Consider the following 26,729-nt stretch of genomic DNA (forward strand, 5'->3'; position numbering starts at 1 on the left):
CCCGACCCCGCTCCGGCCGGCCCCGCTCTGCTCCGCCCTACTTCCCCACCGCCTCCACCCGCACCGCGCAGGTCTTGAACTCCGGCATGCGGGAGGTGGGGTCGAGGGCGGGGTTGGTGAGGGTGTTGGCGCGGCCCTCGCCCGGCCAGTGGAACGGCATGAAGACCGTGTCCGGGCGGATGCCCGTCGTGATGCGGGCCGGGGCGACGGCCCGCCCCCGGCGGGAGACCACGGCCACCGGGTCGCCCTCGCTCGCGCCGAGCCGCTCGGCCAGCCGCGGGTGCAGCTCCACGAACGGCCCCGGCGCGGCGGCGTTGAGCTCGTCGACCCGCCGCGTCTGGGCGCCCGACTGGTACTGGGCGACCACCCGCCCGGTGGTGAGCAGCACCGGGTACTCCGCGTCCGGTTCCTCGGCCGCAGCCCGGTGCGAGACGGGCACGAACCGGGCCCGGCCGTCCTCCGTGGCGAACCGGTCGAGGAAGAGCCGCGGTGTCCCGGGGTGCGCCTCGGCGGGCGGCACGGCCCCCGCCTCGGCCGTCGGTGTGGGGCAGGGCCAGAACACCCCGTTCTCCTCGACCAGTCGCCGGTAGGTGATGCCCGAGTAGTCGGCGGGCCCGCCCGCGCTCGCCCGGCGCAGCTCCTCGAAGACCTCCTCGGGGTCGGTCGGGAAGCCCTTCTCGACGCCCAGCCGGTCGGCCAGTTCGCGCATGATCTCCAGGTCGCTGCGGACCCCGTCGGGCGGCGTGATCGCGCGCCGCCGCAGCAGCACCCGGCCCTCCAGATTGGTCATGGTGCCGGTCTCCTCCGCCCACTGCGTCACCGGCAGGACGACGTCCGCGAGGGCCGCCGTCTCCGACAGCACGACATCGCACACGGCCAGGAAGTCCAGCGACTTGATCCGGTCCTCGATGTGCGCGGCGCGCGGCGCCGACACCACCGGGTTGGAGGCCATCAGCAGCAGGGACTTGATGTCGGTGCCGAGCGCGTCCAGCAGCTCGTACGCGCTGCGCCCCGGGCCGGGCAGGCTGTCGGGGTCCACGCCCCAGACCTCGGCGACGTGCCGCCGCGCCTCGGGGTCGACCAGCTTGCGGTAGCCGGGCAGCTGGTCGGCCTTCTGGCCGTGCTCGCGCCCGCCCTGCCCGTTGCCCTGCCCGGTGAGGCAGCCGTACCCGGACAGCGGCCGTCCGGCGCGGCCCGTCGCCAGCGTGAGGTTGATCCACGCGCCGACGGTGTCCGTGCCCTTGGACTGCTGCTCGGGCCCGCGCGCCGTGAGCACCATCGCGTGCTCGGGCTCGCAGAACAGCCGTACCGCCTCGCGGAGTTCGGGAACGGACACCCCCGTGATCCGTTCCACGTACTCCGGCCAGTGCGCCATGGCCGCCGCCCGGGCCTCCTCCCATCCGCTGGTCCGCTCGCGGATGTACTCCTCGTCCGTCCGCCCCTCGGCCACGATCAGGTGCAACAGGCCGAGGGCGAGGGCGAGATCGGTGCCGGGACGCGGGGACAGATGCAGATCGGCCTGTTCGGCCGTACGGGTGCGGCGCGGATCGATGACGATCAGCGTGCCGCCGTTCTCCTTCAGCTCGGTGAGATAGCGCAGGGCCGGCGGCATGGTCTCCGCGAGGTTCGACCCGACGAGGATCACGCACCCCGTCCTCGGGATGTCCTCCAGCGGGAACGGCAGCCCCCGGTCCAGCCCGAACGCCTTCATCCCGGCGGCGGCCGCCGAGGACATGCAGAAACGGCCGTTGTAGTCGATCTGCGAGGTGCCGAGCACCACCCGGGCGAACTTGCCGAGCGCGTAGGCCTTCTCGTTCGTCAGTCCGCCGCCGCCGAACACTCCGCACGCGTCCGGGCCATGTTCCGTCCGCGTGCGGGTGAGCCCCTCGGCGATCCGGTCGAGTGCCTCGTCCCAGGAGGCGGGTTCCAGGTTGCCCGCCCTTCTGACCAAGGGACTGGTCAGCCTGACCCGGGACGAGAGCACCGCCGGCGCCGTACGGCCCTTGCCGCACAGCGCTCCCCGGTTCACCGGGAAGTCCGCGCGCTCCGTGACCACTACGACCCCTTCGGTCCCGTCCGCACCGGGCGTCAGGTTCATCCCGCACTGCAGGGCGCAGTACGGGCAGTGGGTGGGCGTCGCGGAGTTCGGCATACCGCTCAGCGTGCGTCGCACGTGTTACGCGCCGGGGCGCCCCTCGTTACGCGACCGGCACGGGGACCTCCCGGCGGCCTCGGGCCCGGCGTGAGGAAGCGTGCCGCCGGATGTCGCGATTCTGTCACCGTATGCGGTCACCCCGCTTCTTTCCGTCCATTCGTTCGGGCCGGGCGTGCTAAGAACTACGGGCGCCGCAGACACGGGGGTCGTGCCGCGAACCCCGTGTGGCGTACGACCTGTCACCCGGCCCGCACGCGGGCCGCCGGGGGAAGAGGACCATCACGTGAACCGTATGCGCACCACCGCCGCCGTCCTGGGTGCCGTCGGCGCCCTGACCGCCACCCAGCTCGGCCTCGCCGGGGCCGCCTCCGCGGCGCCCCAGGCCGCCGGCTGCCCGATCGAACTCAGCTCGCCGAAGAACTTCACCCTGGACGCGAAGAACCGGGTGCAGGGCGGCCTCTACTTCGCGCTCAAGAACAAGAGCAAGACCGCGAGCTTCAAGGACGTCAGCCTGAAGGTCAGCAAGCCCGTCAACCTGACCTTCACCTACGCCACTGCCACCAAGGGCAGCAAGATCACCAAGCGGACCTCGAAGGTCGCCACCGTGTACACCAAGACCCTGAAGAAGAAGGGCACCACCGGTCTGCGCATCAGCGCCTACATGACCAACCGCAAGAAGCCCTACGAGGTCCGCTTCACCGTCCACGGCAAGACCTCCGCGGGCAAGACGTGGGGCTGCGCCGTGGACCAGGGCTGGTGGGGCACCATCAAGCACTGAGGCCCTCCGAGCACCGAGGCCCTTCGAGCACTGAGGCCCTCCGAGCGCTAAGGCGCTTCCGTGGGCGTTCGTCCCGCCGACGCGAGCGCCTTCTCGACCCCCGTCTCCTCCGGTCCGAGGAAGCGGGGGTCCGGCTCGAACAGGGCGTCCAGCGAGGCCTTGCCCGCCGCGAACAGCTCCCGGGTGGCGCCGTAGTACCAGGTCGCGTCGTGCCGGTCCTGGACGCCGACGCCGTACGACTCGACGCCCGCCTCCTCGCACAGCGCGACCGCCCGGCGTATGTGGAAGCCCTGGCTGATGAGCACCGCCCGGTCCACGCCGAAAATCTTCTTGGCGCGGACGCAGGAGTCCCAGGTGTCGAACCCGGCGTAGTCGCTCACGATCCGGTCGTCGGGCACGCCGTGCTCGGTGAGGTAGCCGCGCATCGCGTCCGGTTCGTCGTACTCCGCCCGGCTGTTGTCCCCGGTGACCAGGACCACCTTGATCCGGCCCGACCGGTACAGCTCGGCCGCCGCGTCCAGCCGGCGCGCCAGGTACGGGGACGGCTCGCCCTGCCACAGCCCGGCGCCGAAGACCATCGCGACCTCCGTGCGTGGCGCGTCCGCCGTGGTCCGCAGCCGGTCGCCGGCCGCCGTGAACATCCAGGTCGAGGGCAGCAGCGCCAGCACGCACAGCAGCATCACCGCCTGCACGGCCCGCCGCCCCGCCCGCGTCCGCGGCAACCGAACGGCGTGCGCGACCCGCCTGATACGCCTCACTGCGCCCCCGTCCCCTCGGACCCGCTCAGGTGTCCCGCTATGTGTCCTGCGTGTTTCCGGCGGACCCGTCCGCGTCCGTCCTCCCGACCAACGAAGACGTCATCCGCGGAGATCCGGTTCACCGCCCAGCGTGACAAGCTTCACTCGAACGAGTCGAAATGCCAGGTCACGGAGGTTCACACACCCGTACCGCGCGCGGTGAAGCGCTGGTAAACACCCGTCACCACCGTGCAACGGGAAGGCAATGTCCTCCCGGCACCATCGGTGCATGACGGCGACGACGAGCAAGTCGAACGCGGACCTCGACAGTACGGCGCACATCATGAACCTGATCAGTGACCAGCTGGCCACCCAGCTCAGCCTCGTCTCCCACGACGGGACCCGGCGCCCCGCCCCGCCGACGCTCGTCCTGGTCGCGCACGGCAGCCGCGACCCGCGCGCCCTGGCGACCGTGCGCACCCTCATGGACCGCGTCCGCGAACAGCGCCCCGGCCTCGCCGTGCGCCTCGGCCACATCGAGCTGAACGAGCCCCTGCTCCCCGACACCCTCGCCGCCCTCGGCGACCGGGAAGCGGTCCTCGTCCCCCTCCTCCTCAGCCGCGGCTACCACGTCAAGCAGGACATCCCGGAGATGGCCGCCGCCGCCGAGGCCCGCACCCGTCTGGCCGCCCCGCTCGGCCCGCACCCCCTCCTCGTCGAGACCCTGCGCGCCCGCCTCGTCGAGGCCGGCTGGCCCACCCGGATGAGCGAGGCGCACCGCCGCACGAGCGCCGTGGTGCTCGCCGCCGCGGGCTCCCGCGACCCCGAGGCCGCCGAGGACACCGGCCTGACGGCCCGCCTCCTCGCCGACCGCCTGGGCGTCCCCGTCGTCCCCGCCTACGCCTCGGCCGCAGCCCCCACGGTCCCCGAAGCCGTCCGCACCCTCACCGCCCAGGGCCGCACCCGCATAGCCCTCGCCTCCTACTTCACGGCCCCGGGCCGCTTCGCGAGGGAGTGCGCCGAGGCGGCCCCGGGCATCGCCGCGGCCCCCCTGGGCGCCCACCCGTCGATGGCGAGCCTGATCCTGCACCGCTACGACGAGTCCCTGACGACCGGGACCAGGCCGCTGCCGCTACTGGCGTCGGCGTAGAAGGAACGCGCGCCCCGAAGGGGCGCGGGGAACTGCGCGACAAGCCACGACGCACCCGCACCCGCCAAAGAGCCGAACCCGGCAGACGAGTAGGCACCCATCTGTCACCCCCTCCCCGTACTGTCGAATCATGGAAGGCACCACACCCCCCAGCCCCCACACCCCGACCACCCACGAGACCCCGGCCGCCTACCCCCCGCCCTCCGCGGAGCGCTACGCCCCGGAGCCCGACAAACGCCCCGGCCGCACCGCCTTCCAACGCGACCGCGCCCGCGTGCTGCACTCCGCGGCCCTGCGCAGACTCGCCGGCAAGACCCAGGTCGTCACCCCCGGCACCCGCACCCACGTCTGGGACGCCAGCCCCCGCACCCGCCTCACCCACTCCCTGGAGTGCGCCCAGGTGGGCCGCGAGCTGGGCGCCGCCCTCGGCTGCGACCCCGATCTCGTGGAGGCCGCCTGTCTCTCCCACGACCTCGGCCACCCCCCGTTCGGCCACAACGGCGAACAGGCGCTCAACGAATTCGCCGAGGACTGCGGCGGTTTCGAGGGCAACGCCCAGTCCCTGCGCCTGCTGACCCGCATCGAGCCCAAGCGCTTCGTGCGCTCCCCGGAGTCCGGCGACCTCGTCAGCGTCGGCCTCAACCTCACCCGCGCCGCCCTGGACGCCGCCACCAAGTACCCCTGGCCGCGCGGCGCTCACCCCACCGACCCCGAGTCGCACAAGTTCGGCGTGTACGACGACGACCGGCCCGTCTTCGACTGGGTCCGCAAGGACGCCCCCGGCACCCGCACGACCTTCGAGGCCCAGGTCATGGACTGGTCCGACGACGTGGCGTACTCCGTGCACGACGTCGAGGACGGCCTGCACGCGGGCCACATCGACCCGGGCTGCCTGCACGCGGACCCCGAACGCCAGGCGGTGTTCGAGGTGGCCCGCGGCCGGTACGTCTCCGCGGACACCGACCCGGCCGAGCTGGCCGAAGCCCTCGACCGCCTCCTCGACCAGGAGTGGTGGCCCCACGGCTACGACGGAACGGCCGTCGCCCAGGCCCGGTTGAAGGACGCGACCAGCCAGCTCATCGGCCGCTTCTGCCTCGCCGCCGAGGGCGCCACCCGGCAGGCGTACGGCGGCGGCCCCCTCACCCGGTACACCGCCGAGCTGGTCGTCCCGCGCGAGGCGCGGCTGGAGTGCGCCGTGCTGAAGGCCGTCGCCGACCGCTATGTGATGCAGCGGGCCGAGCAGGAGCGGCTCCGTGCCGACCAGCGGATCGTCGTCGCCGAACTGGCCGAGGCGCTCACCGCCCGCGCCCCCGAGGGACTCGAACCCCAGTTCCGCGCGCTGTTCGACGCGGCTCCGGACGACCGAGCCCGCAAGCGGGTGATCGTCGACCAGATCGCTTCCCTGACCGACACCTCCGCCCGCGCGTCACACGCGAGACTGACGGGTCGGATGTGACGAAAACGTGACCCTGCGTGGCCTGATCGGGTCACTACCTCTTCCCGCATCACGCTCCGTGCGGGACGCTCGCATGTGGACGCACCCTTAAGAGGAGGCATCAAGTGGTCGACGCGGATCAGACATTCGTCATCGTCGGAGGCGGTCTCGCCGGCGCGAAGGCGGCCGAGACGCTCCGAGCGGAGGGCTTCACCGGCCGCGTGATACTGATCTGCGACGAACGCGACCACCCCTACGAGCGTCCGCCGCTCTCCAAGGGCTATCTGCTCGGCAAGGAGAAGCGCGACAGCGTCTTCGTCCACGAGCCGTCCTGGTACGCGAGCAACGACATCGAACTCCACCTGGGCCAGACCGTCGACGCGATCGACCGCACGGCCCGGACCGTCCGCTTCGGCGACGACGGCACCCTCGTCCACTACGACAAGCTGCTGCTCGCGACGGGCGCCGAGCCCCGCCGCCTGGACATCCCGGGCACCGATCTCGCGGGCGTCCACCATCTGCGCCGCCTCGCCCACGCCGAGCGTCTCAAGGGGGTCCTCGCCACCCTCGGCCGGGACAACGGCCACCTCGTCATCGCCGGCGCCGGCTGGATCGGCCTGGAAGTGGCGGCCGCGGCCCGCGAGTACGGCGCGGAGGTCACCGTCGTCGAGCCGGAACCGACCCCGCTGTACGGCGTCCTCGGCCCCGAGCTGGGCAATCTCTTCGCCGAACTGCACCGCGAGCACGGCGTCCGCTTCCACTTCGGCGCGCGGCTCACCGAGATCGTCGGCCAGGACGGGATGGTCCTCGCGGCCCGCACGGACACGGGGGAGGAGCACCCGGCGCACGACGTCCTCGCGGCCATCGGCGCGGGGCCGCGCACGGGCCTGGCCGAAGCGGCGGGGCTGGAGGTGGCCGACCGGTCCCAGGGCGGCGGCATCCTGGTGGACGCGGGGCTCCGTACGTCCGACCCCTCCGTCTACGCGGCCGGCGACGTCGTGTCCTTCCCGCACGCCCTCTTCGACACCCGGCTCCGCGTCGAGCACTGGGCCAACGCGCTCAACGGCGGACCCGCCGCCGCCCGCTCCATGCTCGGGCAGGACGTCACGTACGACCGGGTCCCGTACTTCTTCTCCGACCAGTACGACCTGGGGATGGAGTACTCGGGGTGGGCCCCGCCCGGCTCGTACGACCAGGTGCTGATCCGGGGAGACGCGGGGAAGCGGGAGTTCATCGCGTTCTGGGTGAAGGAGGGGCGGGTGCTGGCCGGGATGAATGTGAACGTGTGGGATGTCACTGAGCCGATCCAGAAACTCATCCGGTCCCGGGCGCGGGTCGACGTGGACGCGCTCTCGAATCCTCAGGTGCCGCTGGATAGTCTGATCGCCTAGGGGGCTGCCGGGTTCGGTGGCGGGGCGACTGCGGGCCGTCGTGGGCTGGTCGCGCAGTTCCCCGCGCACCTGGAGGGGCGCTGCCCGTGACCCGTGGCTGTCGGTGGACCACCGTAGAATCTCCGCGTGGCAGGACGGATCAACGACGAGGACGTGAAGGCGGTACGGGACGCGGTCCCGATCGACGCCGTGGTGTCCGAGTACCTCCAGCTGCGCAACGCGGGCGGCGGGAACCTCAAGGGGCTCTGCCCGTTCCACGACGAGAAGTCGCCGTCCTTCCAGGTCAGCCCGAGCAAGGGGCTCTTTCACTGCTTCGGCTGCCAAGAGGGCGGCGACACCATCACATTCGTGATGAAGGTCGACCACCTGTCCTTCTCGGAGGCCGTCGAGCGCCTCGCCGGCCAGGCCGGCATCACCCTGCGCTACGAGGAGGGCGGGTACAACCCCTCCCACCAGCGCGGCGAGCGGATCCGCCTGGTCGAGGCGCACAAGATCGCCGCCGAGTGGTACGCGGAACAGCTCGCCACCAGCCCCGAGGCCGACACCGGCCGGATCTTCCTCGCCGAGCGCGGCTTCGACCAGGCCGCCGCCGTCCACTTCGGCGTCGGCTACAGCCCCCAGGGCTGGGACCACCTCACCCGCTTCCTGCGCGGCAAGGGCTTCACCGACAAGGAACTGCTGCTGTCCGGCCTCTCCCAGGAGGGCCGCCGGGGCCCGATCGACCGTTTCCGGGGCCGTCTGATGTGGCCCATCCGCGACATCGGCGGGGACGTGGTCGGCTTCGGCGCCCGCAAGCTCTACGAGGCGGACAACGGCCCGAAGTACCTCAACACCCCCGACACGGCGATCTACCGCAAGTCCCAGGTGCTGTACGGCATCGACCTAGCCAAGAAGGACATCGCCAAGGCCAGCCGGGCCGTCGTGGTCGAGGGTTACACCGACGTCATGGCCTGCCACCTCGCCGGCGTCACCACGGCCATCGCCACCTGCGGCACGGCCTTCGGCGGCGAGCACATCAAGATCCTCCGCCGGCTGCTGATGGACAACGGCTCGGCCCGCGTGATCTTCACCTTCGACGGCGACGCGGCCGGCCAGAAGGCGGCCCTGCGCGCCTTCGAGGACGACCAGAAGTTCGCCGCCGAGACGTACATCGCCATCGCCCCCGACGGCATGGACCCCTGCGAACTCCGCCTGGCCAAGGGCGACGAGGCCGTCGCCGAACTGACCGAACCCCGCACCCCGCTCTTCGAGTTCGCCCTCCGCCAGATCGTCGCCCGCTACGACCTGGAGACCCCCGCAGGGCGCGCCGCGGCCCTCGACGAGGCCGCGCCGATCGTCGCCCGCATCAAGAACAGCGGCGCCCAGCACGAGGTCGCCGTGCAGCTCGCCGGCATGCTCGGCATCCTCGACACCCAGTTCGTCGTCAAGCGCGTCGCCCAGCTGGCCCGCTGGGCCCGCGACCGCGGCGGCCAGGGCCCCACCCCGTCCGCCCGGCGCGCCGCGCAGCCCTACGAGTCCACCGCCCGGCCCCCCTCCGGCCCGGCCCTCACCCTGCGCAACCCGGTCTTCGCCACCGAGCGCGAACTCCTCAAACTCGCCCTGCAACGCCCCGAGTTGGTCGCCCCCGCGTTCGACGCGTACGGCGTGGACGAGTTCACCGCCGCCCCGTACGCGGCCGTCCGCGAGGCGATCATCGAGGCGGGCGGCGTGGAGTACGGCGCCGAGGACCCGCAGGAGTACCTGGTCCGGGTCCGCGAGGCGGCGCCGGACGACGCCGTGCGGGCGATGGTGACCGAGCTGGCCGTCGAGGCGATCATGCGCAAGAAGGTCGACGAGGTGTACGCGGGCGACCAACTCGTCACCGTACGCCGCCGGGCCGTCGAGCGCCGGGTGCGCGACGTCCAGGGCAGCCTGGCGCGGGCGGCCGCCCAGGGCGACCCCGCCCAGCTGGCCGCCGTACAGAACGAGTTGTGGGTCCTCCAGCAGTACGACCAGGCACTGCGGGAGCGGGGCGCGGAGGCGCTCTGATCCGGTGCCGGTGAGCACCCCCGGCCGCGCACGTCCCCGGAGCACATGCCAATCCACGCCGGAGCCACCCCACTCCGAACGGCCCACGAGCAGTGCACGGCCCTCCCAGCAGCGCACTCCTACGGCACGTGACCGTGCGGTCACGGCCCGGACGCAAAAAGTCACCGCACGCCCCTCGTGGCGGCTGTGTGTCGTACTCCACACTGGGTTCCGGTGCCTGAGTCCTCGGAGCGCGGCCGACCCGTCCCCCACGGGTCCGAGATCCCCGCGGTTCCGCTCGATGAGTACGGGATGGACGGCGGAGAGGCCGCCCGCGCCATCCCAGACGTACCGCTGCCGTACGCCCTGGCAGCGACATTCCTGGAGGTCGCCCCCGTGCAGACCCAGACCCTCATACAGAACGACACCGGTACGGCCATCGGTACCGACGGCTCGGAGCCGGCCGCGGAGACCGATGTGATCACCGCGGTGCCCGCCCAGAGCCGTGCCGCGCACCACCCCGAGGCGGTTCCGGACGGCCCGCCCGACCTGGACGAGCCGCCTGCCGCGGCGGTCGAGGCCCTGGAGACGGCTGAGGCCCCCGAGCCCGTGGAACTGCCCCGCGCCCGCCCGGACACCAGCGGCCCCTCCTCCGACCTCTTCCGCCAGTACCTGCGCGAGATCGGCCGCATCCCCCTCCTGACGGCCGCGGAGGAAGTGGAGCTGGCCCGCCGCGTCGAGGCCGGCCTCTTCGCCGAGGAACGGCTCGGCAACGCCCCCGACCTCGACACCCGGCTCGCCCTCGACCTCGACCGGCTGGTCGTCATGGGCCGCATGGCCAAACGCCGTCTGATCGAGGCGAACCTGCGGCTCGTCGTCTCCGTGGCGAAGCGTTACGTCGGCCGTGGCCTGACCATGCTGGACCTGGTCCAGGAGGGAAACCTGGGCCTCATCCGGGCCGTCGAGAAGTTCGACTACGCGCGCGGCTACAAGTTCTCGACCTACGCCACCTGGTGGATCCGCCAGGCCATGTCCCGCGCGCTCGCCGACCAGGCCCGCACCATCCGGGTCCCGGTCCACGTCGTCGAGTTGATCAACCGGGTCGTCCGCGTCCAGCGCCGGATGCTCCAGGAGCGGGGTTACGAGCCCACGCCCGAGGAGGTCGCCGCCCACCTCGACCTGGCGCCCGAGCGCGTCAGCGAGGTGCTCCGCCTCGCGCAGGAGCCGGTCTCGCTCCACGCGCCCGTGGGCGAGGAGGACGACGTGGCCCTCGGCGACCTGATCGAGGACGGCGACGCGACGAGCCCCGTGGAGTCGGCCGCGTTCCTGCTGCTGCGCGAACACCTGGAGGCGGTGCTGTCGACGCTGGGCGAGCGGGAACGCAAGGTGGTCCAACTCCGCTACGGCCTCGCCGACGGCCGCCCCCGCACGCTGGAGGAGATAGGCCGCATCTTCGGCGTGACCCGGGAACGGATACGCCAGATCGAGTCCAAGACCCTGAACAAACTCCGGGACCACGCCTTCGCGGACCAACTGCGGGGTTACCTGGACTGAGGGGGCGCGTTGCCGGCCGCGGCTCCGGCGCCCCTGAGAAGCAGTGGGCGCAGCCCCTGCTTCTCAGGGGCGCGGGGAACTGCGCGAGAAGCCCCACCGAGCCCGCACCCGACGACGCACCCCACAGCCCACCCCCTCAGTCCACCTCCGCCACCGCCTCCGCGAACTGCGCCTTGTACAGCCGCGCATACGCCCCGTCCGCCGCCAACAACTCCTCGTGCGCCCCCTGCTCCACGATGGAACCGTTCTCCATCACCAGGATCGTGTCGGCGTCCCGGATCGTCGACAACCGGTGCGCGATCACGAACGACGTCCGCCCGTGCGCCAGCTTCGCCATCGCCTTCTGGATCAACACCTCCGTACGCGTGTCCACCGAGGACGTCGCCTCGTCCAGCACCAGGATCACCGGATCCGACAGGAACGCCCGGGCGATCGTGATGAGCTGCTTCTCACCCGCGCTCACCCCGGTCCCCTCGTCGTCGATCACCGTGTCGTACCCGTCCGGCAGCGTCCGGATGAACCGGTCCGCGTGCGCGGCCCGAGCCGCCTCCTCGATCTCCCCCCGCGTCACCTTCCGCGCGGCGGACGCCCCGTACGCGATGTTCTCCGCGATGGTCCCTCCGAACAGCCAGGTGTCCTGGAGCACCATCCCTATCCCGTCCCGGAGTTCGTCCCGGGACATGGACGCGACATCGACCCCGTCGAGGGTGATCCGCCCTCCGGTGACCTCGTAGAACCGCATCAGCAGGTTGACCAGCGTGGTCTTGCCCGCCCCCGTCGGCCCCACGATCGCCACCGTGTGCCCCGGCTCGACGACCAGCGACAGGTCCTCGATCAGCGGCTTGTCGGCCTCGTACCGGAAGGACACCCCCTCCAGCGCCACCCGCCCCCGCAGCTCCTCGGGCCGCACCCCGGGCACCGCGTCGGCCTCCTGCTCCTCCGCGTCGAGCAGTTCGAAGATCCGCTCGGCGGAGGCGACCCCCGACTGCACCAGGTTCGCCATGGACGCGACCTGCGTCAGCGGCATCGAGAACTGCCGTGAGTACTGGATGAAGGCCTGCACATCACCGATGGACAGCGCGCCCGTGGCGACCCGCAGCCCGCCCACGACCGCGACCAGCACGTAGTTGATGTTGGACACGAAGAACATCAGCGGCTGCATGATCCCGCTGTTGAACTGGGCCTTGAAGCCGGCCTCGTACAGCCGCTCGTTCTCCTCGGCGAACTGCTTCGCCGACTCCTCCTGCCGCCCGAACACCTTCACGAGCGTGTGCCCGGTGTACATCTCCTCGATGTGGGCGTTCAGCTTGCCCGTCACCCGCCACTGCGCCACGAAGTGCGGCTGCGACCGCTTGCCGACCCGCGTGGCCACCAGGAACGACACCGGCACGGTCACCAGCGCGACCAGCGCCAGCAGCGGCGACACCCAGAACATCATCGCCAGCACGCCGATGATGGTGAGCAGCGAGTTGATGAGCTGCCCCATCGACTGCTGCAGCGTCTGCCCGATGTTGTCGATGTCGTTGGTCGCCCGGCTCAGCACCTCACCGCGCTGCCGCTTGTCGAAGTACGACAGCGGCAGCCGCGAGAGCTTCGCCTGGAGATCCTCGCGCATGTGGTAGACGGTCCGGTTGATCGCCCGGTTGGAGAGCCGGGTCGCCACCGCCATCAGCAGGCCCGCGACCAGGAAGATGCCGAGGGCAACCAGCAGCACCGTGCCGACGGCCTCGAAGTCGATGCCCTTGCCCGGCGTGAAGTCCGTGCCCGACAGCATGTCGGCGACCGCGCCGTCCCCGCGCTCCCGCATGGACGCGAGGACCTCGGCCTTGGTGGCGCCCTCCGGCATCTCCCGCCCGACGACCCCAGCGAAGACCAGGTCGGTCGCGCGGCCGAGGATCCAGGGCCCCAGCACCGACAGCCCGACGCTGAGCACCGCGCACAGGACCATCGCGTACATCGTGAACCGCTCGGGCCTGAACTGCGCCAGCAGCCGCTTCCCGGAGCCCTTGAAGTCCATGGAGTGCTGATCGGGGGCCCCGGCCCCCGCCATCCGTGCCAACGGCCCGGCCATCAGGCTGCCTCCGCTTCCGTGAGCTGGGAGAGGACGATCTCCCGGTAGGTCTCGTTGTCGGCCATCAGTTCGTGGTGACGTCCGGTGCCGACGACCCGGCCCTCGTCGAGGACGACGATCCGGTCGGCGTCCCGGATGGTCGCCACCCGCTGGGCCACGATCACCACGGTCGCGTCGGCCGTCTCGCGCGCCAGCGCCGCCCGCAGCGCGGCGTCGGTCGCGTAGTCGAGCGCGGAGAAGGAGTCGTCGAACAGATAGATCTCCGGCCGCTGCACCAGCGTCCGCGCGATCGCGAGCCGCTGCCGCTGCCCGCCGGACACGTTCGTCCCGCCCTGGGCGATGGGGGAGTCCAGCCCGTTCTCCAGCCGCTCCACGAACTCCCTGGCCTGCGCCACCTCCAGCGCGTGCCACAGCTCCTCGTCGGTGGCGTCCGGATTGCCGTACCGCAGGTTCGTCGCCACGGTCCCGGAGAACAGATACGGCTTCTGCGGCACCAGACCCACTGTCCTCGCCAGCAGCTTCGGATCGAGCGTGCGTACGTCGACGCCGTCCACCAGCACCTCGCCCTCGGTGACGTCGAACAGCCGGGGCACCAGCCCGAGCAGCGTCGACTTCCCGCTGCCCGTGGACCCGATGACCGCGGTCGTCTCACCCGGCCGGGCCACGACCTCGATGGACCTGAGCACCGGCTCCTCGGCACCCGGATAGCGGAATCCCGCCCCCCGGACCTCCAGGAACCCGTGACGCCGCAGCTCCCGTACGGGCTCGACCGGCGGCACCACACTCGTGTCGGTGTCCAGCACCTCCTGGATGCGCTCGGCGCACACCTCGGCGCGCGGCATCATCATGAACATGAAGGTGGCCATCATCACGGCCATGACGATCTGCATCAGATAGGCGAGGAACGCGGTGAGCGCGCCGATCTCCATCCCGCCGCTGTCGATCCGGTGGGCGCCGAACCACACCACCGCGATCGACGACAGATTGATCACCGTCATCACGATCGGGAACATCAGCGCCAGCATCCGCCCGGTCCCCAGGGACACATCCGTCAGCTCGACGTTCGCCTTCCGGAACCGGCCCTTCTCGTAGTCGTCCCGCACGAAGGCCCGGATCACCCGGTTGCCGGTGATCTGCTCCCGCAGCACCCGGTTCACGGTGTCCAGCCGCTCCTGCATGGTGCGGAACAGGGGGCGCAGCCGGCGCACGATCAGGCTGACGGAGATCCCGAGCACCGGTACGACGGCGAGGAGCACCCCCGACAGCGGCACGTCCAGCCCAAGCGCCAGCACGATGCCGCCGACGCACATGATCGGCGCCGACACCACCAGCGTGAACGTCATGAGGACCAGCATCTGGACCTGCTGCACGTCGTTCGTCGTCCGCGTGATCAGCGACGGGGCCCCGAAGTGACCGACCTCACGCGCGGAGAACGACTGCACCCGGTCGAACACGGCGGCCCGGATGTCCCGGCCGATCGCCGACGCGGTGCGGGCGCCGTAGTACACGGCCCCGATGTTGCAGACGACCTGCACCAGCGAGATACCGATCATCAGCGCGCCGAAGGACAGGATGTAACCCGTGTCCCCCTCCACCACGCCTTCGTCGATGATGTCCGCGTTCAGCGTGGGCAGATACAGCGTGGCGCACGTCTGCACGAACTGCAGCAGCACCAGCAGGGTGATCGGTGTCCGATAAGGACGGAGATGACTTCTCAGCAATCGTATGAGCACGCGAGATCTCTCGGAGTCGAAGACGGGGTTCTGGACGCATCACCCCCCATCGTCGGACACTCCACCCGCGTTACCTCAACCGAATTAACCCGACGGTGAGGGATCGATGGCCGAACCTTGCAGGTGAGGCCGAGGAGCTCACGTCCGGAACGCCCCGGGATGCGTCTGTTCCCGCACCGCCACATACTGCTGCCGCACCGCCTGCCCCACCGCCAGCTCGTCCCCCGGCTCCAGCACCTGCGCCGCCGCCCCCGGCCACATCGGTGGCGTACGCGGATCGAGCACGCCCTGCGAGACCCCGAGCGCCCACGCGGCCTGCCGGGCCGCGCCCACCGCCGCGTAGTCCGCCGGCTGCGGCACCACCACCTGCACCCCGAAGAGCGCCGGCGCCGCCGCCTGCACGGCCGGCAGTTCCGCCGCCGCGCCGAGCAAGAAGATCCGCCGTACGTCCACGCCGCGGCCCCGCAGCACGTCCAGCGCGTCCGCGAGCCCGCACAGCATGCCCTCGAACGCGGCCCGCGCGAAGTGCTCCGGCTTCATCGACTCCCGCCGCAGCCCGGCCAGCGTCCCCGCCGTGTGCGGCAGGTTCGGCGTCCGCTCGCCCTCCAGGTACGGCAGCATCACCAGCCCGTGCGACCCCGGCGTCGACTTCATCGCCAGGTCGGACAGCGCCTCCAGATCGGCGACGCCCAGCAGTTCGGTGGCCCCGCGCAGCGTCCGTACGGCGTTCAGCGTGGTGACCACCGGCAGATGCATCCCCGTGGCGTCGGCCAGCGAGGTGATCATCCCGGAGGAGTCGACGAGCGCCTGGGTGTGGACGGCCATGACGGACCCGGAGGCCCCCAGCGACACCACCGCGTCGCCGAGCCCGATGCCGAGCCCGAACGCGGCGGCCATGGTCTCGCCGGTGCCGGCGGAGATGAGGAGCCCCTCCGGCGTCGTACCGGCGGCGTCCGCGGGCCCCAGCACCTCGGGGAGCATGACCTGGTGTCCGAGGGCCATCTCGACGAGGTCCGTGCGGTACTGCCCGGTCGCCGCGTTCCAGTACCCGGTCCCGGACGCCCCGCCCCGGTCGGTCGTCCTTCTGACCGGCCGCCCCAGCAACTGCCAGACCAGCCAGTCGTGCGCCTGGAGCAGTACGGCGGTCCGCATGGCGGCGTCCGGTTCCGTACGGCTCATCCAGCGCAGCTTGGTCACCGGCTGCGCGGCCCCCGGCACACAGCCGACGGCCTCCGCCCACGCCCCTCGCCCGCCGAGCGCGTCGACGAGGTCGGCCGCCGCGACCTGGGTCCGTTTGTCGCCGCCGACCATCGCCGGACGCACGGTGTTGCCCTGTGCGTCCAGCGCGATCAGCCCGTTCTGCTGGGACGAGACCCCGATCGCCTGCACACCCTCCAGCAGCCCGCCGCCGGCCGCCTCGCCCAGGGACAGCAGCCAGGCCTGCGGGTCGACGTCCGACGGTCGCCCCCCGCTCTCCGCCGGCTCCAACGGGTGCGGGGCATACCCCTGCCTGAGCACGGCCCCTGTGTCTGAGTCACAGACGACAATGCGCGTAAAATCGGGCGAACTGTCCAGCCCGGCGACTATCCCCATGGCGGAAATTCTGCCGCACGGGAAGGGGTGGGAGCGCCGCGCGGTGGTCCGGTCGGCGCAATACGGCCCCGGGCCCCGCCTAGGTGTTGCTGGTGCCCCAGTCGTCCCCGGCCGAGCCGTTGGCGTTGCGTTCCCGCAGCGAGCGGACCCGCTCGGCGACCAGATCGGGCATTCGGTCACCCACCTTCTCGCTGACCACGTGGTAGGCCTTGCCGGCGTAGACCCGCCCCTGCTGGGCGGCCGACTCGGCGGTGTTGCGCACGGCGGGGTTCTGCGCGACCTGCCGCGCCGACTTCTTCAACTGCTCGTAGCGTTCGCGACCGGCCTTCGTGCCGAGCACGTACCCCAGGGCCAGTCCGGCAAAGAACGTGAGCCGATAGCGCATGGCGGCCACCCTTCCCTATACGTCTGCGTCGGTCCCGAGCGTCGCCCTGCGCGGCGACGGGCGCGGGGGATACCGATTGGCGGAGCACCCCCCAGCTTGCGCTAATGTATGTGTCGCAGCGAGCGCACGCCCCCTGGCGAATACCCAGGGAGGTACGTTCGATGCAACGAGGCAATCCTCCGTAGCTCAATTGGCAGAGCAGCCGGCTGTTAACCGGCAGGTTACTGGTTCGAGTCCAGTCGGGGGAGCTTCGATCTTCCGTAGCTCAATTGGCAGAGCAGCCGGCTGTTAACCGGCAGGTTACTGGTTCGAGTCCAGTCGGGAGAGCCATCGAGCAAGGACCGAGGAAGGACCCCCGTGGGGGTCCTTTTTCATGTCCGGGGGAACCGTGTGTGCCGCGCCGGGGTCCTCAAGGTCAAGAAGCGCATGCGAAGGCCGACCATCCGAAGCAGGAGATCGTATGAGCGGCTATGCTGCGGCAGACGGCGCGCACACATGTACGCGACACGCCGTACGGGGCGGTAGCTCAGCCGGTTAGAGCAGCGGACTCATAATCCGTCGGCCGTGGGTTCGAGTCCCACCCGCCCCACTTCCGCAGGTCTCTGACCTGCGGAAACGTTCTTTTTTGGGTGTTGGATCGTCAACTTTGCCTGGGCGGAGTGGATCCGCTGCTCGCGGGTTTGGGGTCCGGCGGTGGGTGGAGGCCCTCGTCCCCTCTGACCTGCGACGGAGTGCGTGTTCGAGGTTGTCGCTCGCGGTTCGGGTGGCTGCCCTGCGGGCCGATGCCAAGATCCAGGGGCCGTACAGGGGCCGGGACGGCGCAGACCTGTCCAGGCCGACGGTGTTTCGGGGTCGATTCGTTGTCCCCTTTGATGGTTGCGTGGCTGGGGCAGCCATCCACAGGGCGGACAGTTGAGTACTGGGCCCGCAGCGGAGGAGGCAGTGCTGACACCGGCGGATGAGGAAGCGTCCCGGTGATGGCAGACGGGCAGGGAAACGGCCCGAAGGGGAAACGGCCCCGACGGGGCACTCGACCCTCCGGCCGGCCTCCCGCCACGGTCGCTCCCCTGGAGAACTCCTGGCTGTCGGGAACCGCTGCCACCGCAGCAGGTGCCGTGGTTTTGCCAGTTCAGGTGAAGCCGGTTGGAGTCGGCCTGGCAGGGCGCATTCCGGGTGCGGCAGGAATGTACGGCGATCTGTCAGAGCGGTTCCTCCGACTCACCGGTTGGGCCCCCGGGCTCAGCCGGACCGGCATGCGGGCTGGTCACCGGTACTGCGCCTTGCCCAGCTCGTCGGTGTAGCGGCTGAGGGCGTCCTCGGCCGTGGGGACGGGGCCGAACAGCTGCTCCTGGCGGCGGGGGTCGGCGACGTAGCGGCCGCTGTCGAACCAGCCGAACATCGCGGCCATGTCCTTGACCAGGGGCATGAAGCGGCCGGCGGTGGCTCCTGCGGCGCGGGCGACGGCGGAGGGGACGGCCCACACCTTGATCTTCTTTCCGGCTCGGGTGCCCATCAGGTGGGCCATCTCGCGCATGCTGACCGGACGGTCCCAGCCGATGTCGACGCGCTCACCGTGGTCTGCCTCGGCGTCGACGGCGGCTGCCAGGTATGCCGCGAGATCGGAGGTGTGGACGAAGGTCAGGGGGACGGTGGTCTTGCCGATCCACGTCAGGCGGCCCTTGTCGATCGGGTTGCCCGCCATGGTCGCGATCTGGTCGAGGAAGGCTCCCGGGCGCAGTGCGACGAACGGGACGCCGAGCTGTTCGAGCTTGTCCTCGGCGATCTTCTTGTGCCAGAAGTGCGGGACGTGGGGCGTCTGGTCGCTGGTGAGGATGCTGGTCAGGACGAACCGCCGGATGCCGGTGCGGTGGGCGGCCTCGGCGAGGTTGGCATTGCCGACGGTGTCGATGTCGTGCGCGTTCTTGCCGCCGCGGGTTTAGCCGGCGGCGGTGGTGATGACGGCATCGGCCCCGTTCATGGCGGCGACGAGCGAGTCGAGGTCGAGCATGTCGCCGCGGGCGATCTCGACACCCTGGCTTTCGAGCCTGCTCGCATCGGTGGTCGGCCGGACCAGAGCGCGGACGTTCTTACCGCGCCCCAGCAGTTCGTCGACGACCTTGCCCCCGAGGGAGCCGGTCGCGCCGACGACGAGGACGGGGAGTGTGGTGGTCATGGGAGTCTCACTTTCCATCAGGTCAGCAGTGGGGGATCAGGTGAGCGAGGCAGTGGGCCGCGGACGCGGGCGCCGTCGGCCCGGGCCGATCAGGGGCTGGCCTGCGGTGGGCGGATCCGCGGCGCGGGTCATCGCCGGCCTGCAGGAGCTTGTCGAGGTCCAAGGCGACCCGGACGCGGGTGATGCACCCGTCCTCGATGTGGGGCCGGCCGGCCGGCCAGCGACAGGGAAGGGCTCGCCGTCCCTGCGGGGGTGTTGCCCTGCCCCGGATGAGTTCCGTCCTGCCTCCACCGGGACAGCTCGCGCTTGCCTCGGATGTTGAGGCCCCGCTCAGCCCGGTTCTCCCTGGCATACGGGGGTGAGCTGGGGTACCGCCACATCCGCCGGCTCCGCTCACCGGGCCTTCCGACAGTCGGGGCGGCCGGCTCCGTTCAGCACGGGGCTGAATGAGCCGATTGCGCTGCAGCACCGTCCACTTCGCAGGAACGCCGGAAACGAAGCGCACTCCAGGCCGGGAACGGGGGTGCGGACCGAGAGGAGTTACTCGGAATCTTCCCGTGGAACAGCGCGGCCGTTGATCGCGTCGGCGATGGCGTAGGCGGTGCGGACGAAGGACTCTGCCTGCTGCGCCGACAGGTTCAGCCCGGAGGTCTCCTCCAGGGCACGCCACATGGCTGCCAGGGGCTCGCGCATGGCGCGGCCCTTGTCGGTGAGGTGGACGACCATGACGCGCCGGTCGTGTGTGGCCGGCTCGCGGATGAGCAGGCCGGCGTCCTGCATGCGGCGTAGGGACTTGGAGACGGTGGAGTGGTCCAGGCCGACGCTTTCGAGCAGTTCGGACTGGGTCTGGCCGTCCCGGTCGAGGAGTTGCATGAGCAGCAGTTCCTGTCCGGGGTGCAGGTCCATCTCGCGGAGCATGGCGGCGGCGCGGGCGCGGTGGGCGCGGGCGAGCTGGAAGATCGCATAGCTCACCGGCCCCTCGCCGGCCGTGGAGGGGGTGCGGTGGGTGGAGGCGGGCATGATGCGGTTCCTCAGACGGTGTGGGTGGGGTAGTCGGTGTAGCCGGCCACTCCGCCGCCGTAGAAGGTCGCCGGGTCGGGGGTGTTCAGCGGCGCGTCAGAGCGTAGCCGCTCGACCAGGTCCGGGTTGGCGAGCGCGAGGGCGCCGACGGAGACGAGGTCGGCCGTGCCGTTGCCGACGTCCTTGGCGCGGGTCGGCAGGTCGGTGCCGGCCCGGTTGAGGATCAGCGTGGTCGGCCACAGCGTGCGCAGGGTGCCCAGCAGTTCCTCGTCGCCCGAGTGCATCACGTGGAGGTAGGCGAGGCCGAGCGGGCTCAGGGCGCGCAGGAGTGCCGGATACAGCTCGGCGGTGTCGGACTCGGCGATGTCGTTGTAGGGGTTGCCGGGAGAGATGCGCAGGCCGGTGCGGTCGGCGCCGATCTCTTCGGCCACGGCAGCGGTGACCTCGACGGCGAAGCGGATGCGGCCCTCGAGGGAACCGCCGTAGCGGTCGGTGCGCTGGTTGGTGTTGTCGGCGAGGAACTGGTGCACGAGGTAGCCGTTGGCGCCGTGGATCTCCACGCCGTCGGCGCCTGCCGCGACGGCGGCCGCCGCGGCGCGGCGGAAGTCGTCGACGGTCGCCGCGACCTCCTGCGTCGACAGAGCACGAGGGACCGGCATCTCCTGGGGCCCGGACGCGGTGAACATCGCGCCCTGCGGCTGGATCGCCGAAGGGGCGACCGGCTGACGGCCGTGCGGAGTGTTGTCGGGGTGGGCGATACGTCCGGTGTGCATCAGCTGGATGACGATCCGGCCGTCGGCCTCGTGCACGGCGTCGGTGACCTTGCGCCACCCGGCGATCTGCTCGTCATTGTGGATACCGGGGGTGAGGAGGTAGCCCTGGCCGTCGGTGGAGGGCTGGGTGCCCTCGGTGATGATGAGCGCGTGCGAGGCCCGCTGGGCGTAGTACTCGGCGTTCAGCTCGGTCGGTACGCCTTCGGGTGTGGAACGGTCGCGGGTCATGGGGGCCATGACCAGGCGGTGCGGGAGGGAGATGCCACCGACGGTGGTCGGCGTCCACAGGGCGTTCAGCATGAGGGGTCCTTCGGTGAGGTGATGATCGAAACAGGGGGAAAGGCGGGACGTGATCAGCCGACGGTGAGGACGAGCTTGCCCCGGACGTGCCCGGCGTCGCTGACCTGCTGGGCCGCGGCGGCCTCGGCGAGTGGGTAGGAGGTGACGGTGGTGACGACCTTGCCGGTCGCGGCGTCCAGTGCCAACGCGGCCAGGCCGGCGGCGGAGCGTTCCCGGGGACTGCTGGAGAAGGTGATGCCGAGCCGGTGCGCGCGGAGGTCGGCGATGGTGACGATGCGCTCGGTGCCGCCGCGCAGGGTGATGGAGTCCTCCAGGGCGCCCTTCCCGGCCAGGTCGAACACCGCGTCCACGCCGTCGGGGGCGAGCGCCCGGACCCGCTCGACCAGGCCCTCGCCGTAGAGGGTGGTGGTGGCGCCGAGCGAGGTGAGGTAGTCCTGGTTCGCGGCGCCGGCGGTGCCGATGACCCGCGCTCCGCGGGCCGTGGCCAACTGGACCGCCAGGGTGCCGACCGCTCCGGCCGCGCCGTGCATCAGTACGGTCTCCCCGGCGACGACGCCGAGCAGGTCCAGGACCCGAGCGGCCGTCGCGCCCGCCACCGGCAGCGCGGCCGCCTGCTGCCAGTCGAGACCGGCGGGCTTGGGGGCCACAGTGGTGGCCAGCGCGTACTCGGCGTACGAGCCGGTGTCCGACCAGCCCAGCACCTCATCCCCCACCTGCACGTCCCGCACGCCCTCACCCAGGGCGTCCACCACGCCGGCGAACTCACCGCCGGGGACGGCGGGGAGGGCCGTGGGGAACGCGGCCTCCATGGCCCCGGAGCGGATCTTGCCGTCCAGCGCGTTCAGCCCGGCCGCCTCGACGCGGACGCGGATCTGCCCGGGGCCGGGCTGCGGGACATCGATGTCCGCCTCGTGCAGCACTTCCGTGCCGCCGAAACGGTCGAACAGGATGGCTCTCATGACGACTCCTCCCGTGCCACCACCCATTTAGGTGGCTGGACACATAATCAACGTAACAGCAAACATGTGGCTAGCCAAGTATTGGCTGTCGCTCGGCCTGTGCGAGATCGGCCGCGGTGGGCCGCCTGGGCAGCCTCCCGCTCCTTCGGTCGCGCCAACGGCTCGGTGTTCGCCTGCTCCAGGCGGGAGCCTTGGCCCTCTGCGCGGCCCGACCTGGTGGCGGAATTCCCTGCCGATGGGTGGAAGGCGCCCGACTCCTCGATATGTCCAGGGGTCATTGAGGGGTCACAAGGACAGGGACAGACCAACAAGCACTGCACAGGGCTGACGCAGATCAGTACGTCTGACCTGCGAGAACGGTGTGAATCGGCAATGATCGGCAAGGGCCGCCAAGATCCCCAAGGGACTCATAATCCGTCGGCCGTGGGTTCGAGTCCCACCCGCCCCACTTCCGCAGGTCTCTGGCCTGCGGAAACGTTCTTTTTTGGGGGTGGGATCGTCAACTTTGCCTGGGCGGACTGGATCCGCTGCTCGTGAGTTCAGCCTCGTTGCCGGTGTCGGTAGTGCGTATGCCCTGACCTGCACGGATGTTCCGGTTCGCAGCGGTTGAACTTGCGGTACGTGGCTCCTGTGGCTGGTTGGGTACTGGATTCTGGACGCTGGCTGGACGTGGGGAAACCGGAAGGGCTCACTCTGGTGCCGAGCTATCCACTCTGCCCAGGGGTGTAGCGGAGTAGGCGCGGTGTGGTGGCAACTGGGCTCGTCTGGATCGTGGCCCAGATCGCACCACGGAGTCGCCCCCGGTTGCGTCCAGGGAAGTGGTGTACAGGTTCGACCTGATCTGGGGGGTTTGCTCCGGCTTCGGGATGATGCCCGTAAAGACGAACGGCCACCGGCTGATCTTTCAAGACGACCAAGTCCTTGAAGGAGATCAGCACGATGACCGCACCAGACAGTGTTCCCCTGCACGTCCTCGCGGAGGACAACCTCGCCGCGGCAGTCCCGATCTGCCGCGCGCGATGGTGAAGACGTTCGCCGACGCGCTCATGTCCGCGGAGGCCGACGCCCTGTGCGGCGCCGAGTACGGGCAGGTCAGTGACGAGCGGGTCAACCACCGCAATGGCTACCGCCCGCGCGAGTGGGACACCCGCGCGGGCACCGTCGAACTCGCCGTGCCCAAGCTGAGGCAGGGCAGTTACTTCCCGCACTGGCTCCTGGAACGCAGGCGGCGGGCCGAACAGGCCCTCGTCTCGGTCGTCGCCACCGCCTACCTGCTGGGCGTCTCCACCCGCAGGGTCGAGAAACTCGCCGAGTCCCTGGGTGGTACCCAGCTGTCGAAGTCCGCCGCAGCATCGCGGACGGCGAGACCGCCTACTTCCACAACAACCCGCGCGGGGAATCACTGCCGGAACTGGTGGCGGTCATCGGATTGCGCTGGCCGGTCGAGGAGTGTTTCGAGGCAGCCAAGCAGCAGGCCGGACTGGACAACTACCAGGTACGCACATACGGCGCCTGGCATCGCCATATCGCCATATCGCCATGGCCATGCTGGCGCTGGCGTTCCTGGCCGCGGTTGCCCGGATCCCGCCAAAGGGAGCCCTGCGGACCTGGTCGGTGACCACGGGCCGCGAACGCGGCGGCTCGCGGCCCTGACCGTCGCCGAGGTCCGGCGCGTGGGCAACCTGATCGGCTCGACTCCCACTTCCATTGACCAGGGACTTCACTGGTCGATCTGGAGACGCGCGGATCAGGCGCAAGCACGACGGCACCATTTCTGAAGGCGGCCCCAGATGATCCAGATCTAGCCCTGTAGTCCTTTAGGCGCTAAACGAGGCGGATGACACGCTTGCCGCGGGCGTGGCCGGTTTCGGTGGCTCGGTGGGCGTCCTGGATCTCGTCCAGGGGATACACGCGCTCGATCACCGGACGCAGGTCTTGCTTGTCGACGTGATCGGCGAGGGTTTTCAGGTCCGCGCGTCGGGGGCTGGCCACGATCAGGCGTACGCGCGGACCGGGCAGGACGAAGGACAGCAGGGCGAAGGGTATGGCGCCGGCGGTGGGCGAGGCGATGCGACCGCCGGGGCGGAGGGCGCGTCGGTAGTCGCGGACAGAGGAGCCGTGGCAGTCGAGGATGGCGTCGAACTGCCCTTTGAGGGCGTGCGGTGGGGTGGTGGCGTAGTCCAGGGCCACGTCGGCGCCGAGTTCGCGGCAGAACGGGGCATTGGTAGCGCCGGCGATGGCAGTGACGTGGGCGCCCCAGGCGTGGGCCAGCTGGACCGCCGTACTGCCGACGCCGCCGCTCGCGCCCACCACGAGCAGCCGTTGGCCGGAGCGCAGGCGCAGGGTGTCCCGCAGGGCGCGCAGTGCGGTGATGCCGACCGCGGGCAGGGCGGCGGCTGCCACCAGGTCTGTGCCGCTGGGGGCGGTGCTGATGGCCTGGGGTTTGGCCAGGATGTATTCGCCGGCCGCGCCCGTCCGTCCGGAGACGTCGCTGAGGATGCCCCACACGTGTTCGCCCACCGTGACGTCGGTGACCGTGCTGCCGAGTGCGACCACCTCCCCGGCGAAGTCGCCTCCGGTGCCTTTGGGAAAGCGTCGCCCGGATATCAGACGCAGCCCGCCGGAGCGGATCTTCACGTCCATCGGGTTGACGCTGGATGCGTGGACCCGAACGAGCACCTGGTCCGGCCCGGGGGACGGACGCGGAACGGTACCGACGGAGAGCACTTCGGGGCCTCCGTAACGGTCGTACCGGACGGCGCGCATCATCGGTTGGTCAGACGACATGGACGGGCTCCCTGGCGGGCATGGTCGTACCTCTCTTGTTCGGGCGTGGTCAGGAGTAGGAGACGGCGTTTGTCGGGCGTGTTCAGGAGCAGGAGACAGCGATCTTGCCCGGAGGGCCGGCACCGAAGGCGAAGAACGCCTCCGCGGCCTGCTCCAGCAGGTAGGTGGCGGTGACCGGTACTCACAGCACGCCCGAGACGACCTGCTCGGCCAGGGAGGCCAGGATCTGGGCGTTGGGGTTGGCCATGCTCGTGGCGCCCGGCCAACGACTGCCGCTTGCGCCGGGGCACGCCCCCGGAGTCGACGCGGTTCCGGTGTCGTGGTGCCGAGGGCCGGGCACTGAGCTGCCCGCGATGGCCTCGGCGAGGGTGGCGTAGACCTGCCGTGAACGGTCAGCCGGGCATCGCCTTGAGGACGCGTAGACCTCCGCGTGGTGCAGTACAGGCAGTTCCACCACACCGGAGGTCGTCGCCATGATCGAGCCCGGCGAGCGTCGACGACACTCGCGATCAGTACGTCTGAGGGGCGGGGGGCGGGTTGCCGTGGATCACGAAGCCGTACTCCTCCATGAGGCTGTGCGGGGCGTCGCTGCGCGAGTCGGTGGCTCCGGCCTCGTGGAAGTAGCCTTCGATGGCTCCGGGATTGCACATGACGAGGAGTTTCGCGGTCGATGTGATGGCCTGGTAGCTGTGGGGGACTGATCGGGGCCCCAGACGAAAGCGCCGGGCTCGGCCTCGTACACCTCGCACTCGTCGAACGAGGTCGATCCGACCCAGAACCGGACGCGGCCGGACAGGACGATCCAGCTCTCGTCCTCCCGGCTGTGGGTATGCAGGGGCGGCGCCTGGTCGGGGCGCGCGAGCTGACGCGTGACGCTGATCAATCCGCTCGTCTCGGCGTTGCTCACCACCTGTTCGACCACGTTCGCGTGGTAGCTGAAGGTGGTGCCGTCGCCTGGATTGCGTACAAGGGCACCGCTCATGTGAGGTCCTCCTCCCGACGCGGGGCCCGAGGTCGTCGGCCCCCTCGTCGAAGTCGCATGTGGTGGGGTGCGTCGATCGTCACGCCGGCGCGAACGCCGCGCGGTGCGTCGCTCGTCGCTTGGTCAGGCGTCCTGGGTCTGCGGGCCGGCGAACTGCATGTCCAGGCGAATCTTGATGACCTCGCCCAGGAGCCCGGGGAAGAAGGTCAGCCCGAAGTCGCCGCGCCGGATCTCGCCCGTCGCCTCGAACCCGGCGTGCTTCCGGTTGTCCAGAGGGGAGTCCACCACTCCGCCGAACTCGACAGCGAGCACGACCGGGCGGGTCACGTCTCCGATGGTCAGGTCCCCCGCCAATGTCCAGTCCTCACCGTCCCCGGAGATCCGCGTCGAGCGGAACGTCATCGTCGGACGCTTCTCCACGTCGAGCAGCTCGGCCGAGCGGGTGTGCGCGTCCCGGTCGGCGTTCCCGGTGTCGATGGAGGCCAGGGCGATCTCGGAGGTCACCCGCACGTCGTCGAGGGTCTCACCGACGTACAGCCCGGCCGTGAACTCGGTGAAGCGGCCGCGGACCTTGCTGATCCCGAGGTGGCGGACGGTGAAGTCGACCGATGAGTGGTGGGGGTCGAGTTCCCACTCGCCGGGAGAAAGGGGCAGCGCTGCGACGGACGAGACAGCGGTGTTCGCAGGGGTGTCGTTGCTCATGCCCTCATCGTGCGGGCCCTGCGGCGGGGCAGGGGAGACCGGCC

Annotated in this window: 19 protein-coding genes, 3 tRNA genes and 2 pseudogenes; 10 read left to right on the forward strand and 14 right to left on the reverse strand. The window is 70.7% G+C overall.

Annotated features, from left to right (window positions below; all coding sequences use genetic code 11):
- Positions 1 to 37: 37 nt before the first annotated feature.
- On the reverse strand, positions 38 to 2,152 hold the full coding sequence (locus tag ACZ52C_RS00450; protein WP_469072694.1) for a molybdopterin oxidoreductase family protein: 2,115 nt from the start codon (positions 2,150 to 2,152) through the stop codon (positions 38 to 40).
- A gap of 295 nt (positions 2,153 to 2,447) precedes the next feature.
- Here ACZ52C_RS00450 and ACZ52C_RS00455 point away from each other — a divergent pair, with 295 nt between their 5' ends.
- Positions 2,448 to 2,933: a hypothetical protein gene (locus tag ACZ52C_RS00455; RefSeq protein WP_469073393.1), complete on the forward strand. Its 486-nt coding sequence runs from the start codon at positions 2,448 to 2,450 to the stop codon at positions 2,931 to 2,933.
- A 47-nt stretch (positions 2,934 to 2,980) separates the two neighbouring features.
- On the opposite strand, the gene ACZ52C_RS00460 is transcribed toward ACZ52C_RS00455, so the two are convergent.
- A complete protein-coding gene (locus tag ACZ52C_RS00460; RefSeq protein ID WP_469073394.1) occupies positions 2,981 to 3,613 on the reverse strand; it encodes a SanA/YdcF family protein in 633 nt (210 codons plus the stop codon).
- A 346-nt stretch (positions 3,614 to 3,959) separates the two neighbouring features.
- Between ACZ52C_RS00460 and ACZ52C_RS00465 the strand changes: the two genes are divergently transcribed.
- The 5 genes from ACZ52C_RS00465 to ACZ52C_RS00485 all read left to right on the forward strand — a co-directional run bounded on the left by ACZ52C_RS00465 (position 3,960) and on the right by ACZ52C_RS00485 (position 11,207).
- Entirely contained in the window at positions 3,960 to 4,820 is an 861-nt protein-coding gene (locus ACZ52C_RS00465) for a sirohydrochlorin chelatase (protein ID WP_469072695.1), read from the forward strand.
- Positions 4,821 to 4,950: 130 nt separating this feature from the next.
- Entirely contained in the window at positions 4,951 to 6,276 is a 1,326-nt protein-coding gene (locus ACZ52C_RS00470) for a deoxyguanosinetriphosphate triphosphohydrolase (RefSeq protein WP_469072696.1), read from the forward strand.
- 104 nt (positions 6,277 to 6,380) lie between these two features.
- Positions 6,381 to 7,646: an NAD(P)/FAD-dependent oxidoreductase gene (locus ACZ52C_RS00475; RefSeq protein ID WP_469072697.1), complete on the forward strand. Its 1,266-nt coding sequence runs from the start codon at positions 6,381 to 6,383 to the stop codon at positions 7,644 to 7,646.
- A gap of 126 nt (positions 7,647 to 7,772) precedes the next feature.
- Positions 7,773 to 9,674 carry a DNA primase gene (gene dnaG / locus ACZ52C_RS00480; RefSeq protein ID WP_469072698.1) on the forward strand — a complete coding sequence of 634 codons (1,902 nt, stop codon included), beginning with the start codon at positions 7,773 to 7,775 and terminating at the stop codon, positions 9,672 to 9,674.
- 213 nt (positions 9,675 to 9,887) lie between these two features.
- Positions 9,888 to 11,207 carry an RNA polymerase sigma factor gene (locus tag ACZ52C_RS00485; protein ID WP_469072699.1) on the forward strand — a complete coding sequence of 440 codons (1,320 nt, stop codon included), beginning with the start codon at positions 9,888 to 9,890 and terminating at the stop codon, positions 11,205 to 11,207.
- Positions 11,208 to 11,343: 136 nt separating this feature from the next.
- Here the strand turns inward: ACZ52C_RS00485 and ACZ52C_RS00490 are convergent, their stop codons facing one another.
- The 4 genes from ACZ52C_RS00490 to ACZ52C_RS00505 all read right to left on the reverse strand — a co-directional run bounded on the left by ACZ52C_RS00490 (position 11,344) and on the right by ACZ52C_RS00505 (position 16,989).
- The gene (locus tag ACZ52C_RS00490) at positions 11,344 to 13,278 is read right to left on the reverse strand and encodes an ABC transporter ATP-binding protein (protein ID WP_469072700.1); all 1,935 of its coding nucleotides are present in this window, start codon (positions 13,276 to 13,278) and stop codon (positions 11,344 to 11,346) included.
- Positions 13,278 to 15,011, reverse strand: coding sequence for an ABC transporter ATP-binding protein (locus ACZ52C_RS00495; RefSeq protein WP_469072701.1), 1,734 nt, complete (start codon positions 15,009 to 15,011; stop codon positions 13,278 to 13,280). Before ACZ52C_RS00495 ends, ACZ52C_RS00490 begins: the two co-directional genes overlap by 1 nt.
- Before the next feature lie 138 nt (positions 15,012 to 15,149).
- Positions 15,150 to 16,604, reverse strand: coding sequence for an FGGY family carbohydrate kinase (locus ACZ52C_RS00500; protein ID WP_469072702.1), 1,455 nt, complete (start codon positions 16,602 to 16,604; stop codon positions 15,150 to 15,152).
- Between the two features lie 79 nt (positions 16,605 to 16,683).
- Entirely contained in the window at positions 16,684 to 16,989 is a 306-nt protein-coding gene (locus tag ACZ52C_RS00505; RefSeq protein WP_045557412.1) for a hypothetical protein, read from the reverse strand.
- Between the two features lie 175 nt (positions 16,990 to 17,164).
- Here ACZ52C_RS00505 and ACZ52C_RS00510 point away from each other — a divergent pair.
- From ACZ52C_RS00510 to ACZ52C_RS00520, 3 genes are all read left to right on the forward strand, one after another.
- Positions 17,165 to 17,237, forward strand: a tRNA-Asn gene (locus tag ACZ52C_RS00510).
- A gap of 6 nt (positions 17,238 to 17,243) precedes the next feature.
- Positions 17,244 to 17,319: transfer RNA gene (locus ACZ52C_RS00515), tRNA-Asn, on the forward strand.
- Between the two features lie 185 nt (positions 17,320 to 17,504).
- Positions 17,505 to 17,578, forward strand: a tRNA-Ile gene (locus tag ACZ52C_RS00520).
- Positions 17,579 to 18,253: 675 nt separating this feature from the next.
- On the opposite strand, the pseudogene ACZ52C_RS00525 reads toward ACZ52C_RS00520, so the two are convergent.
- From ACZ52C_RS00525 to ACZ52C_RS00540, 4 genes and pseudogenes are all read right to left on the reverse strand, one after another.
- A pseudogene (locus ACZ52C_RS00525) lies at positions 18,254 to 19,180 on the reverse strand (SDR family oxidoreductase).
- A 522-nt stretch (positions 19,181 to 19,702) separates the two neighbouring features.
- On the reverse strand, positions 19,703 to 20,182 hold the full coding sequence (locus ACZ52C_RS00530; RefSeq protein WP_469072703.1) for a MarR family winged helix-turn-helix transcriptional regulator: 480 nt from the start codon (positions 20,180 to 20,182) through the stop codon (positions 19,703 to 19,705).
- A gap of 11 nt (positions 20,183 to 20,193) precedes the next feature.
- Positions 20,194 to 21,255 carry an alkene reductase gene (locus tag ACZ52C_RS00535; RefSeq protein ID WP_469072704.1) on the reverse strand — a complete coding sequence of 354 codons (1,062 nt, stop codon included), beginning with the start codon at positions 21,253 to 21,255 and terminating at the stop codon, positions 20,194 to 20,196.
- 53 nt (positions 21,256 to 21,308) lie between these two features.
- A complete protein-coding gene (locus tag ACZ52C_RS00540) occupies positions 21,309 to 22,214 on the reverse strand; it encodes an NADP-dependent oxidoreductase (protein ID WP_469072705.1) in 906 nt (301 codons plus the stop codon).
- A gap of 939 nt (positions 22,215 to 23,153) precedes the next feature.
- Here ACZ52C_RS00540 and ACZ52C_RS00545 point away from each other — a divergent pair.
- Positions 23,154 to 23,557, forward strand: a pseudogene (locus ACZ52C_RS00545) (transposase); the annotation flags it as partial.
- Between the two features lie 481 nt (positions 23,558 to 24,038).
- Here the strand turns inward: ACZ52C_RS00545 and ACZ52C_RS00550 are convergent.
- The 4 genes from ACZ52C_RS00550 to ACZ52C_RS00565 all read right to left on the reverse strand — a co-directional run bounded on the left by ACZ52C_RS00550 (position 24,039) and on the right by ACZ52C_RS00565 (position 26,685).
- Positions 24,039 to 25,001, reverse strand: a complete 963-nt coding sequence (locus ACZ52C_RS00550; protein ID WP_469072706.1) for an NAD(P)-dependent alcohol dehydrogenase — start codon at positions 24,999 to 25,001, stop codon at positions 24,039 to 24,041.
- A 181-nt stretch (positions 25,002 to 25,182) separates the two neighbouring features.
- Positions 25,183 to 25,476 (reverse strand): hypothetical protein, encoded by a 294-nt coding sequence (locus ACZ52C_RS00555; protein WP_469072707.1) that lies wholly within the window; start codon positions 25,474 to 25,476, stop codon positions 25,183 to 25,185.
- A gap of 34 nt (positions 25,477 to 25,510) precedes the next feature.
- A complete protein-coding gene (locus ACZ52C_RS00560) occupies positions 25,511 to 25,651 on the reverse strand; it encodes a hypothetical protein (RefSeq protein ID WP_469072708.1) in 141 nt (46 codons plus the stop codon).
- Positions 25,652 to 26,106: 455 nt separating this feature from the next.
- Complete coding sequence (locus ACZ52C_RS00565) at positions 26,107 to 26,685, reverse strand: YceI family protein (protein ID WP_469072709.1); 579 nt, start codon at positions 26,683 to 26,685, stop codon at positions 26,107 to 26,109.
- Positions 26,686 to 26,729: the final 44 nt, after the last annotated feature.

Source organism: Streptomyces sp. NPDC034049 (genome assembly GCF_055575575.1).